At 37.3% G+C, this 16,333-nt stretch carries 11 protein-coding genes; 7 read left to right on the top strand and 4 right to left on the bottom strand.

Features of this window, described 5'->3' with window-relative positions; translation table 11 throughout:
• Window positions 1-201 precede the first annotated feature (201 nt).
• On the top strand, window positions 202-1,725 hold the full coding sequence (gene yjeM, locus KW2_RS09270; RefSeq protein ID WP_011835726.1) for a glutamate/gamma-aminobutyrate family transporter YjeM: 1,524 nt from the start codon (window positions 202-204) through the stop codon (window positions 1,723-1,725).
• A 36-nt stretch (window positions 1,726-1,761) separates the two neighbouring features.
• Here the strand turns inward: yjeM and recQ are convergent, their stop codons facing one another.
• The gene (gene recQ, locus KW2_RS09265; protein WP_021037779.1) at window positions 1,762-3,540 is read right to left on the bottom strand and encodes a DNA helicase RecQ; all 1,779 of its coding nucleotides are present in this window, start codon (window positions 3,538-3,540) and stop codon (window positions 1,762-1,764) included.
• Window positions 3,541-3,759: 219 nt separating this feature from the next.
• Between recQ and adhP the strand changes: the two genes are divergently transcribed.
• Together adhP and KW2_RS09255 are read left to right on the top strand one after the other, a co-directional pair.
• A complete protein-coding gene (gene adhP / locus KW2_RS09260; RefSeq protein ID WP_021037778.1) occupies window positions 3,760-4,782 on the top strand; it encodes an alcohol dehydrogenase AdhP in 1,023 nt (340 codons plus the stop codon).
• Between the two features lie 20 nt (window positions 4,783-4,802).
• Window positions 4,803-5,063 (top strand): hypothetical protein, encoded by a 261-nt coding sequence (locus KW2_RS09255; protein WP_011676814.1) that lies wholly within the window; start codon window positions 4,803-4,805, stop codon window positions 5,061-5,063.
• An 81-nt stretch (window positions 5,064-5,144) separates the two neighbouring features.
• Here KW2_RS09255 and KW2_RS09250 read toward each other — a convergent pair whose 3' ends face one another.
• On the bottom strand, window positions 5,145-6,596 hold the full coding sequence (locus tag KW2_RS09250) for a UDP-N-acetylmuramoyl-L-alanyl-D-glutamate--2,6-diaminopimelate ligase (RefSeq protein WP_021037777.1): 1,452 nt from the start codon (window positions 6,594-6,596) through the stop codon (window positions 5,145-5,147).
• A 210-nt stretch (window positions 6,597-6,806) separates the two neighbouring features.
• Here KW2_RS09250 and KW2_RS09245 point away from each other — a divergent pair, with 210 nt between their 5' ends.
• Both KW2_RS09245 and KW2_RS09240 read left to right on the top strand, forming a co-directional pair.
• Window positions 6,807-8,480 (top strand): putative polysaccharide biosynthesis protein, encoded by a 1,674-nt coding sequence (locus tag KW2_RS09245; protein WP_011676812.1) that lies wholly within the window; start codon window positions 6,807-6,809, stop codon window positions 8,478-8,480.
• A gap of 69 nt (window positions 8,481-8,549) precedes the next feature.
• Complete coding sequence (locus KW2_RS09240) at window positions 8,550-8,855, top strand: MGMT family protein (RefSeq protein WP_011835721.1); 306 nt, start codon at window positions 8,550-8,552, stop codon at window positions 8,853-8,855.
• A 48-nt stretch (window positions 8,856-8,903) separates the two neighbouring features.
• On the opposite strand, the gene pepO is transcribed toward KW2_RS09240, so the two are convergent.
• A complete protein-coding gene (gene pepO / locus KW2_RS09235; protein ID WP_021037776.1) occupies window positions 8,904-10,787 on the bottom strand; it encodes an endopeptidase PepO in 1,884 nt (627 codons plus the stop codon).
• 114 nt (window positions 10,788-10,901) lie between these two features.
• A complete protein-coding gene (locus KW2_RS09230; RefSeq protein WP_021037775.1) occupies window positions 10,902-11,576 on the bottom strand; it encodes a helix-turn-helix domain-containing protein in 675 nt (224 codons plus the stop codon).
• A gap of 235 nt (window positions 11,577-11,811) precedes the next feature.
• On the opposite strand from KW2_RS09230, the gene KW2_RS09225 reads away from it, so the two are divergent.
• Together KW2_RS09225 and rpoB are read left to right on the top strand one after the other, a co-directional pair.
• Window positions 11,812-12,411, top strand: a complete 600-nt coding sequence (locus KW2_RS09225; RefSeq protein ID WP_011676808.1) for a GAF domain-containing protein — start codon at window positions 11,812-11,814, stop codon at window positions 12,409-12,411.
• A 268-nt stretch (window positions 12,412-12,679) separates the two neighbouring features.
• Window positions 12,680-16,270, top strand: a complete 3,591-nt coding sequence (rpoB, locus tag KW2_RS09220; RefSeq protein ID WP_011835718.1) for a DNA-directed RNA polymerase subunit beta — start codon at window positions 12,680-12,682, stop codon at window positions 16,268-16,270.
• The last annotated feature ends 63 nt before the right edge of the window (window positions 16,271-16,333 follow it).

The raw sequence follows: 16,333 nt of genomic DNA, 5'->3' as shown, positions 1-16,333 counted from the left end.
ACTTGAGCGGCTTGCTTTGCGCTTAGCATGTAATTTTCAGACTAATCGCTACTTTTCGATAACTTTCTGCTACTGTCTACAATATTATTCTGTTTCTAAAGATTTTACTGACAGATTTGTAAGTAAAATTTAGTTAATCATTCAACACTTTAAAAATAAATTGGTTGATAAAATTATTAATCAATGTAAAAAGGAAAGATTATGTCACAAAACACAAAAGGTAAACTCTCACTCGTAGGTCTCTCGTTGATGATCTTTACGACTGTCTTTGGCTTTGGGAATATCCCAGTTGCCTTCTATCAAATGGGCTACGGTGCTATTCCTTGGTATATTATCGGAGCTCTCCTCTTTTTCCTCCCCTTTGCCTTTATGGTAACGGAAATGGGATCAGCATTTAAAGATGAAAAAGGAGGAATCTACTCATGGATGAGTGAGGCAGTTAATCCTACTTTCGCCTTTATTGGAACATTCATGTGGTATGCTTCTTATGTCATTTGGATGGTAAGTGTCGCAAATAAAATTTTGATTCCAATGGTGAATTTAATTTTTGGTAATTCAACACATACGCCATCATTACTTTGGATTTCAATTGCAGCCGTTGTTTGGATGGCCGTCATTACATTTATGGTATCTAAAGGGGTCGAAACAATTAAAAAATTCACCTCTATTGCTGGGATTGCCGTTCTTTCGCTCAATGTTATTTTAATTCTTGGCGCAGTTCTTGTACTAGTTGTTAATGGACATCCTGCAACACCAATTAACCTTGCTGCTTTTACGTCATCTCCTAATCCAACTTTTGATGGTAGTATCGTTGCTTTTATCGCCTTTCTTGTCTTTGCTGTATTTGCCTATGGTGGGGTAGAATCAATCGCCGGTTTAGTCGATCAAACACATGAACCAGAGAAAAACTTCCCTCGTGGAATTATTACATCAGCACTTATTATTGCGGTGGGTTACTCAGTAGCTATTCTTAGCGTTGGATTCTTTGTTGATTATTCACAATGGATTCCAGCAATAAAAGATGGGTCAATGAACCTTGGAACTGTTCCTTATATGCTTTTGCAAAATCTTGGTGAAGCAGTTGGTCATGCACTTGGACTTTCTACTTCTGGAGCGGATATGCTTGGTGGAATTTTTGCCCGTTATATTGGTCTTTCAATGCTTCTTGCCTATATGGGTGCTTTCTTTACCTTAACTTACAGCCCAATCAAACAGTTGATTACTGGTACACCAGAAAAACTTTGGCCTGGTAAATTAGGTAAACTTGATGAAGAAGGTATGCCAAAATTTGCAATGTGGATTCAATTTGCAATTGTTACTTTGATTATTGTTTTGAATTTCTTGACTTCACAAGGTGGTGCAAGTCAATTCTTCCTCATTTTGACTTATATGGCTAATGTTTCTATGACCTTGCCTTATCTCTTCATTGTTATTGCTTTCTGGTACTTCAAGAAAAATAAAAATATTGCTAAACCAATTGAGTTCTTTAAATCAAACTTCGTTGTTAATTTCTTGACAATTTTGGTCTTAGTAGTCGTTGGTGGCGCGAACTTCTTCACAATTATTCAACCGATTGTGAACTATGTTCAATTACCAGCTGTTGACCAAACTGCAAAAGCATTATCAGAAATGTTGACCTCATTTATCTCAATGATTGGTGGACCACTTATCTTTGGTATTATTGCTTACTTCATGATGCGTAATTATAAAAAGAAAAATAAGTAAGACTAAATTATCTTTCAAAAAAAGCTGAGTATCTACTCAGCTTTTTTTATATTCAGATATTTTGTCAATGAAAAGTGTGCCATATTTTTCAAGTTTAACTGGACCTACACCAGAAATTTGTAAAAATTGGCTTGGGCTATCTGGAAGAACTTGTGCCATTTCTTTAAGGGCACTATCAGAAAAAATCATAAACGGAGGAACGCCTTCTTCTTTTGCAAGTTCGAGTCGAAGCGAACGAATACTTGCAAAACACTCTTCATCAAAATGATGAACAACAGTCGCCTTAGATTCAATAATCAAGCTTGCTCTTCGAGAGACTTTCACTTGGCCCTTGAGTACTTTTAGACCTTGGGCTGAAAGGAGAAGGAGGGGAAATTTTCCAGTTGTAACATTGAGATAACCCTCCGCAGATAAAAAGTCGATTAATTCTCCGACTGTCTTTTGGGAGTAATTTTTCATAATTCCAAAAGTGGAGAGGCCTTCAAAATTCCATTTGGCAATATTTTTATTTTTAGAACCGATCAACACTTGTGCTACAGCTGTCTTACCAAATCGCTCACCCATTCTTACCACGCAAGAAAGAACCTTTTGGGCATCAACGGTGATATCAAGAAGTTCTCTTTCATCAAGACAATTACTACATTTCTTACAGTCTTCTCCTTCATCACCAAAATATTGGAGAATGTAGCGTTGGAGGCAAGTTTCAGCACTTGTGTAAGCTTGCATTTGACGGAGCTTTTCATATTCAAGTTCTTTATGTCCCTCATCCCCTTCACCTTGTTCAATCAAAAAATTACGAATTCGCAAATCATTTGGAGAAAAGAGTAAAATTGCATCTGATTCTAAGCCGTCACGTCCTGCACGACCAGCTTCTTGATAATAACTTTCAATTGTTGCGGGAATGGCATAGTGAATCACAAATCGAACATTTGGTTTGTTAATTCCCATCCCAAAAGCATTGGTTGCAACCATTATTGGCACTTCGTCAAATAGAAAAAGCTCTTGGTTCATTTGACGTTCTCGCTCGCTCAGCCCAGCATGGTAACGAACGGCTTTAAAATGATTATGATTGAGCCACTCACAAATTTCTTCAACTTCTTTACGGGTGCTGGCGTAGATAATTCCAGCAGACTCATTCTCCTGATTTTTAAGATAATTTTTAAGAAAAGTTCTTTTATCCATCCCTTTAACCACTTCAAAACGGAGGTTTTCTCGAAGAAATCCAGTTTTGATGGTGTGGCTGGGGGATATAGAGAGCAAGGATTGGATATCGTCGGCAACCTTTGGAGTCGCAGTAGCAGTGAGAGCTAAGACGGTGGGCCGTGTAGGTAAATCTTTGAGATGAGCTGCAAAATCGACATAACTAGGTCTGAAATCATGCCCCCATTGCGAAATACAGTGGGCTTCATCGATGGCAACTAAGTCAATTGGAAGTTTTTGTAAGAAACTATTGAAATAATCTAATGAAAAACGTTCGGGCGCAACAAAAAGAAGCTTAATTTCACCATTTTCTACTTGTCGCATTCTTTGATAAGATTCACCTTCTTCAAGAGTAGAGTTGATGAAAGTTGCTGGGATTCCAGCGATATTAAGTTGGTCAACCTGATCTTTCATTAGACTGATAAGTGGTGAGATTACCAGTGTGAGCCCAGATTGGATAACGGCTGGTAGTTGATAACAAATTGATTTTCCAGCTCCAGTAGGCAAAATGCCAAGAGTAGCTTGTCCTGCTAAGACTTGTTCAATAATTTGTTTTTGACCATTTCGGAAATAATCATAACCGAATATTTCTTTTAGTTTTATTTCTAAATTCATTCTTTCTATATTATACGTAAAAGAGAGGGAAAAATCACAGATGAATCTTAAAAAATTTAAAGAAAAACTGGTATAAAAATTACTTAAATAGAAATAAGATATTTTATTGGTCAAAAATATTTTTTTGCTACTTTAATGATACAAAATGAGGTGAAAAGTGTTATAATAAATTAAAAAGAATGCGTTTACAAAAATATAATATATAGAGGAGACTTTCTTATGAAAGCAGCAGTAGTACGGCAAAATCCGGATGGCTATGCGGATGTTGTTGAAAAGGAACTTCGGATGATTAAGCCCAATGAAGCTTTACTCGACATGGAATATTGTGGAGTCTGTCATACAGACTTGCATGTAGCAGCAGGCGATTATGGCAACAAAGCTGGAACGGTCCTTGGTCATGAAGGAATCGGTATTGTCAAAGAAATTGGTAGTGAAGTCACTTCCTTAAAAGTTGGAGATCGCGTGTCAGTCGCTTGGTTTTTCGAAGGATGTGGGCATTGCGAATACTGTGTTTCTGGTAATGAAACTTTTTGTCGAGAGGTCAAAAATGCTGGTTATTCAGTTGACGGTGGAATGGCCGAACAAGCGATTGTAACAGCTGATTATGCGGTAAAAGTTCCAGAGGGACTTGATCCTATTGAAGCAAGTTCAATCACTTGTGCTGGAGTTACGACTTACAAAGCAATCAAGGTTTCTGGAGTTAAGCCAGGAGATTGGCAAGTCATCTTTGGTGCCGGTGGACTAGGTAATCTAGCTATTCAATACGCTAAAAATGTTTTTGGGGCAAAAGTAATTGCAGTTGATATTAATCAAGATAAATTAGACTTAGCTAAAAAAATTGGTGCAGATGTGATTATCAATTCTGGTGAAGTCAATCCAATTGATGAAATAAAAAAAATCACTGGTGGTTTAGGAGCACAAAGTGCTGTTGTTTGCGCCGTTGCAAGAATAGCATTTGAACAAGCAGTCGCTTCTTTGAAACCAATGGGTAAAATGGTTGCGGTGGCACTGCCTAATACCGAAATGACTTTGTCTGTTCCGACAGTTGTTTTTGATGGTGTGGAAGTTGCCGGCTCACTTGTTGGAACAAGACTTGATTTAGCAGAAGCTTTTCAATTTGGTGCTGAAGGTAAAGTCAAACCAATTGTTGCGACACGCAAGCTTGAAGAAATCAATGAGATTATTGATGAAATGAAAGCAGGAAAAATTGAAGGCCGGATGGTCATTGATTTTACTAAATAAAATAAAAAGAGGCGATACAGATGAATTCAAAGGATTTAGTCAACTATTCAAGTGATGAATTTAACAATCTTTCGCAATTTCAACAAGAAGAAATTACAAACAATTTTAAGGAAGCAATTTTGTACAAGATGAAGGAAAAGAAGTTGCACATTGATGAGGTAAGTGAGAAGGTTGGATACTCATCTCGTAAACTTTCTGCACTTCTTTATTCGGATACAGTGAGCTATGAAACTCATGCAGAATTGCAGAGAATCCTTGCCGTTGTTAATTCTTTTGCTTAGTTAAAGAATAAAAGAGAAAAACGACTCAATTTCGAGTCGTTTTTCTCTAGTTAATTTACTGATAGAACTTCTGTCAGTAAATTAGAGATATTTTTGAGCAGCAGGACTATCTCCGATATAAGGTTCACGTTTCCCGTCCTTCAATTGGAACATATCCGCGCCTTTTCCAGCGATAATGACAGCATCATCAGAATTTTGAGTTTTACTGATAGCTTTTTTAATTGCAGATTCACGGTCCAATTCAAAGTCCAGCTCACGACTAACAAATGAAGCAATCTCGTCAGCAATTGTTTTGGGATTTTCTCGGTTTGAATCGTCCGTTGTTAAGATTACATTTAGACGAGAATGGTTTTCAATGACTTGTCCGAAATCTTTACGACGACTTTCCCCTTTATTTCCGGTTGAACCAAGAACTAAGAAAAGCTGACCAGCATGATGGTCTTCAACAACTTCAACGAGATTTTCTAACGACAAACCGTTGTGGGCATAGTCAATGTAAATGTGTGCCCCATTTTTGGCGGTGAGTAATTCCATTCTTCCTGGAACGATAGCTGAAGCTAAACCTTGACGAATATTTTCAAAAGAAGCACCAAGTGCTTTGGTTGCTAATGCTGTAGCCAAGGCGTTTTCTTGGTTGAATCGTCCTAACAAGCGAATATCAAATTCTCCACTGACAGAGCCGTCAGTAACAAAATGAAGTCCTTTTGATTCTATAATTTCATTTTCAGAATCTGCACCATAGAAAGCATGAGGAATTTTCCGTTCATTGAGTTCTTCTTTAATGATTGCAAAGTGGTTCATTTCGGCATTGGCAACAAAATAACGTGAATTTTTAAGAAGTTGACGTTTGCAGTAAAAATAATCTTCAAGAGTTGGGTGCTCAACTGGACCGATGTGGTCAGGAGAAATATTTAAGAAAACACCAACATCAAAAGTTAAACCATAAACTCGTTCAGTCTTGTAAGCTTGGCTTGAAACTTCCATTACTAAATGTGTCATTCCATTTTCCAGAGCTTTTGCCATCATTTCCAATAAATCAAGACTTTCAGGTGTTGTCAGTTCTGATTTGAAATAATTTTGTCCATCAAGAGTAGTTTGGGCAGTTGATAAAAGGGCAGTTTTACCTCCGTTCATTTTGTCAAGAATTGCTTTAGCAAAGTAAGCAGAAGTTGTTTTTCCTTTGGTCCCAGTCAAGGCAAGGGTTTTTAATTTATTTTGAGGGAATTCATAAAAGTTAGCGGCAATTAGAGCCATTGCTCTTTTAACATCGGTTACGATAATTGCTGGAAGAGCTACTTCATAATCAAATTCTGAAACATAAAAAGCAGCTTCTAAATCTGTCAGATACTCCTTTTTAAAATTTAAACCCTTGGCAAAAAAAAGGGTGTCTTTAGTTGATTTTCGTGAATCATAAGAGAGCTGGTCAAAGTTTACTTCTTTTGGCCAATTGAAATAATATTCGCCAGCAGAAGAAATCTCACGAAAGTTATTATCTTTTTTTAGTATTTCTACAACTTGTTCGAGTTTAATCATGTGAGGAATGCCTATTTATCGCGAAGCGTGCGATACCTTTCTAAAAGCAAGGAACTAAGGGAAAAATCCCATTACCCTATATTATAGCATAAGCAAAGACCTGACGCATGTCCCATTTATTTACTTGATAGTAATAGATGACATCGTGAATTAATGATCTAAAATTATTCTTTTATTGTCAAAATACAGAACTTAGGGTAAAATGGAACAATGGAAGATTCAGAAAAAATAATGAATACGGGTCAGCAGTCACCAAAAACGGCTGCAAAATCAAAAGATCAGATGCTCTCGGGTGCTGCTTGGCGGACTGGTGCAGATATGATTGGGAAAATTTTAGGTGTCATCTATATTATTCCTTGGTATGCTTGGATGGGACGTTTTGGTAATGAAGCTAACTCCCTCTTTAGCATGGGATATAACATCTATGCCCTTTTCCTTTTGATTTCAACAGTGGGGATTCCAGCGGCAATCGCGCGTGAAGTGGCGCGTTACAATACCTTGGATGACCCCAATATGGCCTATCGTCTGGTACGCCAAATGCTCGGAGTCATGTTAGTTCTAGGGATTATTGCTTCAGGACTAATGTTCTTTCTCGCCGGTCCACTATCGACACTCGTTGGAGGGAAAGATAGTGCAGATTTGATTCCGGTCATGAAAAGTCTTGCCTTAGCGGTCTTGATTTTTCCTTCGATGTCCGTTATTCGGGGATATTTCCAAGGGTTAAATCAAGTGAAAGCTTACGCTATGAGTCAGCTTTTAGAGCAAATTGTTCGGGTCATTTGGATGTTGGCGGCGACTTTTGCTATCATGAAATTAGGTTCACATAACTGGCAAAATGCTGTGACGCAATCCACTTTAGCTGCTTTTATCGGGATGTTAGGTTCCTATGCTGTTTTATTTTATTACTTACAAAAATCGGGAAATCTTAATAAATTAATCAATCCAGGTCCTGTAAAGTCTAAAATAAATGCTTTAGAAATTTTAAGATCAACCCTACATACCGCTATTCCATTTATTGTCATTGGCTCAGCTATTCAAATTTTCAAAATTATCGATAACTCAACTTTCATGAATATGATGCCTTGGGTAACAAATTATAGTCATAATGAGTTACTTGTTTTGATGAGTTATTTCTCGGCCAATACAGATAAATTGACCATGGTTTTATTGGGCGTGGCTTTGACGCTAGGTTCTGTATCAGACCCATTGATTACAGAACATTATGTTCAGGGAAATCGGCGTGAGCTTGCAACATTGGTCGGTTATAATTTCCAATTATATGTTGGCTTTATGCTTCCGGCCGTGATTGGAATGTCACTGTTGACCAAACCAATTTATACAATTTTTTACCAAATTCCTTCTGGTTTGCAAAGTAGCTTGTTTGTCTTTGCTATCTTACAAACTTTCTTATTGGGACTTTATATGATTGTCTATCCTCCGCTGACGGTGATGGATCATAAACGTTTGGCAATGCGAATCTTCACACTGACTCTTGTTATCAAATTGGTTTTACAAGTTCCGATGATTCTTATTTTCCATACTTATGGACCTTTACTTGCGACAACGATTTCCTTCTTAATTGGCGTTTTCTTGTTCATCAGAAAATTACACGAATTAACTCATTTTTCAATTAAGAATACAATTCGTGGAATTCAGGGGGCAGCTTTACTGACAGGATTTATGGCGATTGTGGTAATTATTGTTGAAGTTATTTTAGGATTTATCTTCGGTAAGAGCCCAGGGCGTATTGCGTCAGTATTTATTGCGGCGATAGCCGGTGGTGCAGGATTTTATACTTACCTCTGGTTTGCTGCCAAACTAGGACTTTTAGAGAAGTGGTTTGGTCCAAGAGGATTATCTCTCCGTCGAAAACTACATATTTAACAAAAAATAAGTCTGTCAGTAAAATATTTGCTGACAGACTTATTAGTAAATGCTAAAAAAGGATAAAAAATGGCTGAAATCACCGAAAATACAAAAAAGATTTTAGAAGTCATTCTCAATCTAAAAGAAGGAGAAGTGATGAGCTACCGAGATGTGGCACACTTGGCTGGTCTTTCAAATGGGGCCCGACAGGTTTCGAGAGTATTGCACTCCATGTCCAAAAAATATGGACTTCCTTGGTGGCGTGTAGTTCGTTCAGACCGAACAATTGGACTGCCGGAACCTGCCAAAAGTGAACAAATGGAACTTTTGAAAAAAGAAGGAGTTTCATTTACAACTCAAGGGAAAATAGTTATCGAAGATGAACTGCTTTGATAGATAAAAAAAGTACTTCTAGAAGAGGTACTTTTTTTATAAATTTAATTACCAGATTTTAAGGCGTTTTTCTGGTGCACGATACATTTGGTCTGTTTCTTTGACATCAAAAGTTTCATAAAATTCTTCAAGATTTGTTGGTGGAATATTGGCACGGAGCTTAGCAGGAGCATGGACATCCATTGATAAAAGCATTTGTTGGAATTCTGTACTTGCTTTCATGCGCCAAATTTTAGCCCATTGGCTAAAGAAAGCTTTCAAATCAACATCATCTTCCTCTTTGGCTGCGGTTAGCGCAGCAGTGATTCCACCTTGGTCAGCAATATTTTCTGACACAATGAGTTTTCCGTTTGCTGGACCAGCTTCAGTTTCAACGCCATCAAAGAGCTCAATCATTTCTTTTTGTTTTTCTTCAAAGGCTTCGTAGTCTTTATCTAACCACCACTTGTTCAAATTCCCTTCTTTATCGAATTGGGCACCGTTATTATCGAAAGCATGAGAGATTTCATGAGCGATAACTGCACCAATTCCACCATAGTTTTGTGATGATGATTGGTCAAGAGAATAGAATGGGGCTTGGAGGATAGCTGCAGGAAAAACAATTGTATTACTATCTGGACTGTAATAAGCATTGACCATATGAGCTGGCATATGCCAAGTTGTTTTATCCACATCTTCTGAGAATTTTTCAAAGGTTCGAGCAGTCAAAATTTCATCAAATTTAAGGGCATCTTCGTAAAGAGAACCAGAAGTCGTTTTTAAGCGACGATAAATTTCAGGTAATTTGTCAGGAAAACCAATAAAAGGTGTGATGGCATCTAATTTTTCAATTGCTTTTTCAGCAGTTTCTTGACTGAGCCAATCATTTTTACGTAATCGTTCTTGGTAAACTTTAATCATTGCAGCAACCATCCGTTTTACGTCGGCTTTTGCAGCTTCTCCAAAATATTTTTGACCATAGAATAAACCAATAACTTGGCTGAAATATGATTCGGTCAAATCAAGTTGATGTTTTTCTTGACTTCTAGCTTCTTGAACATTTGAAAGGAAACGACCATAAGCCCCACCAAGGATTCTAAGGTCTTCATTGAAGAAAGAAGTAGCGCGACGGGCAATTTTTGTCAGCATCCAAGCTTTAATGATTGACCAGTTTTCTTCATTGATAAGTGAATCAAATGATTCATAAAAACGATCTTCATAAACAATGACTTTATCAGGCTCAGTTTTTACTAAATCTTTAATTAAAGTTTTTAAATCTAGGTTTTTAACTTCACTGACAAAGCTGTCAGTAGCAATTGGATGATAAAGATCAGCATATTTTGCCCACTCTTCAGAAGTATTTGCTGACGGAACTAAAAGCTCATCGAATTTGACGGCATTTTGGGCAATTTCTTCAGCATTTTCCACTTCAAAGCGAGCTAAAATTTCTGCAGTATTTTTCGTCCAAAAATCAAGTAATTCTTTCTTTCGAGGATGTTTTTCATCATAATAACTAGTATCAGGTAAAAGTAAGCCTGGTCCAGAAAATCCAAGAGAGTAGTGAATCGCGTCTTTCATATCTGGTTCAACACTAAAAGAGAAAGGAACAGAAGTTTGTGAATGGAGAATAAGTTGACTGAGATTTTCCTGAAAATCTTTGAAAGACTGTAAAGTTTCAACTTTGGCAAGTTCTGCTTTTACAGCAGAAAAATCAGCTTGTTCTCTCTTTTCCCAATCTCCCGCTTTATTATAAAACTTGATAGCCTCAAGTAATTCTGGATTATCAGTAGGAAGATTTTTGGATAACTCAGTTAAATCATGAGCTAAATTCTTTTCATTTTTTAAAACTAATTCATCAAATGCTGAAATTCTGGGCTTGTCAGCTGGAATTTGTGCTTCTTTTAACCAGTCTGCATTAACAGTAGCAAATAAATCATCTTGAACTCTAGTCATATTCGACCTCCTAAGATTATGGATATTTTTTACATTATATCACACTTGCATAAAAAGCACTGACGATTCTATCAGTACTTTTTAAAGCCATGAAAATTAATGGAAAAAATCAAATTAAGAACTTCCAAAACGATAAATTTTGGTAATTTTACAAGATAAATCAGGTACTTCAGCAAGTTTTCCGCCATCACGACTTAAACAAACCAGTTTATTTTCTGTAACTAATAATTTGGCAAAATGGTCGTGTTGTAATAAGAAATTACGAACAGAATCCGTATAATCAATATCAGTAAATTTAACGAAGAGTAAATCTCCATTTCCAGGGGCTTCATCATCTAAAGAACCACCGATTAATTCAAAAACAGCATCGTAACTTTCAGGAAGTTGTTTAGTGAGTAATTTAATCGTTTTTTTACTGTCTTGAAGAGCCCACGTGTTATCGCCGCAAAAGACAAATTGCCCAGCACTCAAAGAGATTGGTTCTCTTTCAAGAAGTTCAAGCTCATCAATTCGATTTTGAATATAATTAAGCAGATGCTGTTTATTGTCTAAGGTTAGATACTCAAACAAGAGTTTTGCTTTATTATAACTGTACTTGTCATCTTTACCAAGAAGATACTCGGTCGTGACATTAAAATAATCAGCAATTTCTGTCAATCTTTTGGCAGAGGGTTCTTTTCCCAAGCGATAGTTGGCTAGGGCATTTCTGGGATATCTCAATTCTCTCTCGACTTGGTTGAAAGATTTCTGAGAATCAATAACTAAAGTTTTTAAACGGTCATAGAACATTAAAATCACCTCAATATGTATTGAATAAATATTTTTAATATTTGTAACACATATATTATATCACATAGTCATTAGATATAAAATAGCAAATACTTAAAAAAGCAGCAATATTTAAGCCGGAAAATTAATTATTGCAAATTCGTTAAGAAAATTGACATCTTAAACGTTATATGGTAGTATAAAAGTAATCATAGGAATACTCATTGCCTTTTATGGGTAGAGAAAGGGAGAGAAGTTGAAGGAAATTTATGACAAAATAAAAGAGATTAATGTCACTTTGAAAAGATCATTTATCGATCTCGAAAAATCATTACCTTATCAAGATGTTGCGGAGAAAAGTGCTAAAATTTTAGAATGTACACTTTTTATGATAGATACAAAACGCAATTTTCTTGGTTACGGTTTTTCTGAAAAATTCTATCAGTCTGATATGAACCTCCAGAACTTTTTTACTTATCAAAAAATTTCCAAAGAACTATCTACAGAAATTTTAAATCAATATGAAATGAGTGAAAGCGAACAAATGACTCATTCAATTTTGAAATCAGTAAAAGAACTCTCAGGAAAATTTGCTAATCAATATTTGACTCTTATTCCTATTGAAGGGAATCATCTAAGATTAGGAACTGTTTTTCTCTTGACTGATGCACCATTAAATCAAGAAGAAGCAATCTTGGCAGATTTTCTATCAACATTTATCGGAAATCAAATGTCTTATATTATGCTGTCAGAGCTGGAAACCAAACGGCGAAATGAAACCTTTGTTTCATTGGTTCAATCCTTATCTCGTTCAGAATTAGAAGCCTTTAAAAGTATTATTGAAAAAATTGAATGATAAGCTAGATAAGCCTTGAAAATTTCTACAATAAATAGTATAATAGAAATAATGGTTTGTCAGCAAAATCTGTGGGATATATTGTCCCCATAGGCTTTGTAAGCAACGAAACACTACTGTTTTCGTTGCTTTTTTGGCGTCTTTTATATTGAATAAACCAGAAAAGTTATTAAAAAGACAAACTACAGACTTTTCGGTTTTTTTAATTAAAAATTCATCAAAAACACAGACTTTTTTAATCAAATCTAAAAAATAGAGGAGAAAACACTTGGCAGGACATGACGTAAAATACGGTAAACACCGTACAAGACGCAGTTTTTCACGTATTAAAGAAGTAATCGGTTTGCCAAACCTCATCGAAGTTCAAACATTAAGTTATAAAAACTTCCTCGATGAAGGTCTTGCAAATGTCTTCAAAGAAATGTTTCCAATCGACAACTTTGCGGGTACAATGGAACTCGAATTTGTTGGTTATGAAATGAAAACCCCAAAATACACTGTTGAAGAAGCTCGCGCACATGACGCAAACTATTCAGCACCTATCTATGTAACCTTCCGTCTTGTAAATAAAGAAACTGGTGAATTAAAAACACAAGAAGTCTTCTTTGGTGACTTCCCACTCATGACTGAAATGGGGACATTTATCAATAATGGTTCAGAACGTTTGATCGTCAGCCAGTTGGTACGTAGTCCAGGTTCATATTTCCACCTTAAAACGGATAAAAATGGTCTTGAAAGTTTTGGACATACCACAATTCCTAACCGTGGAGCTTGGTTTGAGTTGGATACAGATGCTAAAGGCATTGGTTATGTTCGTATTGACCGTACTCGTAAATTAACTTTCACAACAATGCTTCGTGCGCTTGGATTTGGTTCAGATGACGAAATCCTTGAATTGTTGGGTGAAACTCAACTTTTGACAGACACAATTGCAAAAGATGTTCATAAAAATCCGGCTGACACTCGTGTAGAAGAAGCCCTCAAAGACATCTATGACCGCTTGCGTCCAGGAGAACCAAAAACAGCAGACAGCTCACGTGGCTTACTTGTTGCGCGTTTCTTCGATCCAAAACGTTATGATTTTGCTCCTGTTGGACGTTATAAATTTAACAAAAAACTAGCTCTTAAAAACCGTTTGCTTGGTTTGACTTTGGCTGAGCCAATTGTTGATCCAGAAACTGGCGAAATTCTTGTTAATACAGATACACTTGTGACTCGTGATGTGCTCGATTTAATCGAACCATTGCTTGATAATGGTCTTGGAAACTTCGTTGTTGAACCTTCTGACGATGCAGTAATTCCAGAACCAATCACTTTGCAAAGTATTAAAGTTTATTCTCCTAAAGATTCAGAACGTGTTGTGACATTGCTCTCAAATGGTAATCCAGATTCAGAATGTCGTGTCTTGACACCAGCCGATGTTATTTCAAACATCAGCTACTGGCTTGGACTTGCTGAAGGTATCGGTAAAGTGGACGATATTGACCACTTGGGTAACCGTCGTATTCGTTCAGTTGGTGAATTACTTCAAAACCAAGTACGTATCGGACTTTCACGTATGGAACGTGTCATTCGCGAACGTATGTCATCTTCAGAAAATGAAAATATCACACCGCAAGGTTTGATTAACATTCGTCCTGTAACAGCTTCAATCAAAGAATTCTTTGGTTCATCACAGTTGTCACAATTTATGGACCAACATAATCCTTTGTCTGAGCTTTCACACAAACGTCGTTTCTCTGCCTTAGGACCTGGGGGTATCTCTCGTGACCGTGCTTCATATGAAGTGCGTGACGTTCACTACACTCACTATGGCCGTATGTGTCCTATTGAAACACCTGAAGGACCAAACATCGGTTTGATTAACAACTTGTCATCATATGCCAAAGTTAATGAATATGGTTTCATCATGTCACCATATCGTCGCGTTGACCGTGTGAATGGAATTGTTACTGACGAAGTTGAATATTTGACTGCCGATGAAGAAGATAACTACACTGTAGCCCAAGCGAACTCACCATTGACTGATGATAGTCGCTTTGCTAATGAAACAGTTATGGCTCGTCATACAGGTAACAATATTGAAGTTGAAGCTTCAACAGCTGACTATATGGACGTTTCACCTAAACAGGTTATCGCCGTCGCTGCTGCTTGTATTCCTTTCTTGGAAAACGATGACTCCAACCGTGCCCTCATGGGTGCCAACATGCAACGTCAAGCAGTTCCATTGATTGACCCACATGCACCTTGGATTGGTACTGGTATGGAACATCAAACCGCTCGCGACTCAGGAGCTGCCCTTCTTGCTAAGCATGCAGGTGTAGTTGAGTATGTTGACGGTAATGAAATCCGTGTTCGCCGTACATCTGGTGAACTTGATATTTACAATATTACAAAATATCGTCGTTCTAACTCAGGAACTTCTTATAATCAACGTCCATTGGCTCGTCTTGGCGAAAAAGTTGAAAAAAATGACATCATCGCTGACGGTCCATCTATGGAAAATGGAGAAATGGCCCTTGGTCAAAATCCACTCGTTGCCTATATGACTTGGGAAGGTTATAACTTCGAGGATGCCGTAATCATGTCTGAACGTTTGATTAAAGATGACGTTTATACATCAATCGCAATTGAAGAATATGAATCAGAGACTCGCGATACAAAACTTGGCCCTGAAGAAATTACACGCGAAATTCCAAACGTTGGGGATGAAGCGCTCAAAAACCTTGATGAATCAGGAATTATCCGTATTGGTGCCGAAGTTAAAGATGGTGATTTGCTTGTTGGTAAAGTAACACCTAAGGGTGAAACTGATCCAACACCAGAAGAACGTTTGCTTCGTGCAATCTTCGGTGAAAAAGCTCGTGAAGTTCGTGATACTTCACTTCGTGTTCCTCACGGTGGAGGCGGTATCGTTCATGACGTTCGCGTATTTACCCGTGAAAATGGTGATGAATTACCATCAGGTGTGAATAAACTCGTTCGTGTCTTCATTGCTCAAAAACGTAAGATTCACGTTGGGGATAAAATGGCCGGTCGTCACGGTAACAAAGGGGTTGTTTCAAATATCGTTCCCGTGGAAGATATGCCTTACTTACCAGATGGAACACCGATTGATATCATGTTGAACCCACTTGGGGTACCATCACGGATGAATATTGGACAAGTTATGGAGCTCCATTTAGGTATGGCTGCTCGTACACTTGGTATTCACATTGCGACACCAGTGTTTGATGGAGCCTCTGATGAAGATATCTGGGATACTGTTAAAGAAGCTGGTATGGCTGCTGATGCGAAAACAGTTCTCTATGACGGACGTACTGGTGAACCATTTGATAACCGAATTTCAGTCGGTGTCATGTACATGATTAAACTTCACCACATGGTTGATGATAAACTCCATGCACGTTCAGTTGGTCCTTACTCACTCGTTACACAACAACCGCTCGGTGGTAAAGCACAGTTCGGTGGACAACGTTTCGGGGAAATGGAAGTTTGGGCGCTTGAAGCTTATGGTGCTGCCAATGTTCTTCAAGAAATCTTAACTTACAAATCAGATGACGTGATTGGACGTACGCGCGCTTATGAAGCTATTGTTAAAGGTGAACGTATTCCTAAACCAGGTCTTCCTGAATCATTCCGCGTATTGGTTAAAGAATTACAATCACTTGGTCTTGATATGAAAGTCCTCGATGCTGATCGTAATGTTCTTGACTTGCGTGAATTGGATGAAGATGAAGTAATGACTCGTCCAGATAATACAGAAATTACTCCGGAAATGCTTGAAGCTCAAGAAGCAATTGTTGCACAAGCAGAAGCTGAAGAAGAAGCTTTGATTAACGCTGATATTGAAAAATAAGATTTTGTAATTAATATTTTGAGATTTATTTACTGACAAAAATTGCTGTCAGTAAATCTCTAA

Source organism: Lactococcus cremoris subsp. cremoris KW2 (assembly GCF_000468955.1).
GTDB lineage: Bacteria > Bacillota > Bacilli > Lactobacillales > Streptococcaceae > Lactococcus > Lactococcus cremoris.
The sequence above is the reverse complement of the archived record's forward strand: the minus strand, read 5'-3'. Positions and strand labels throughout refer to the sequence as shown.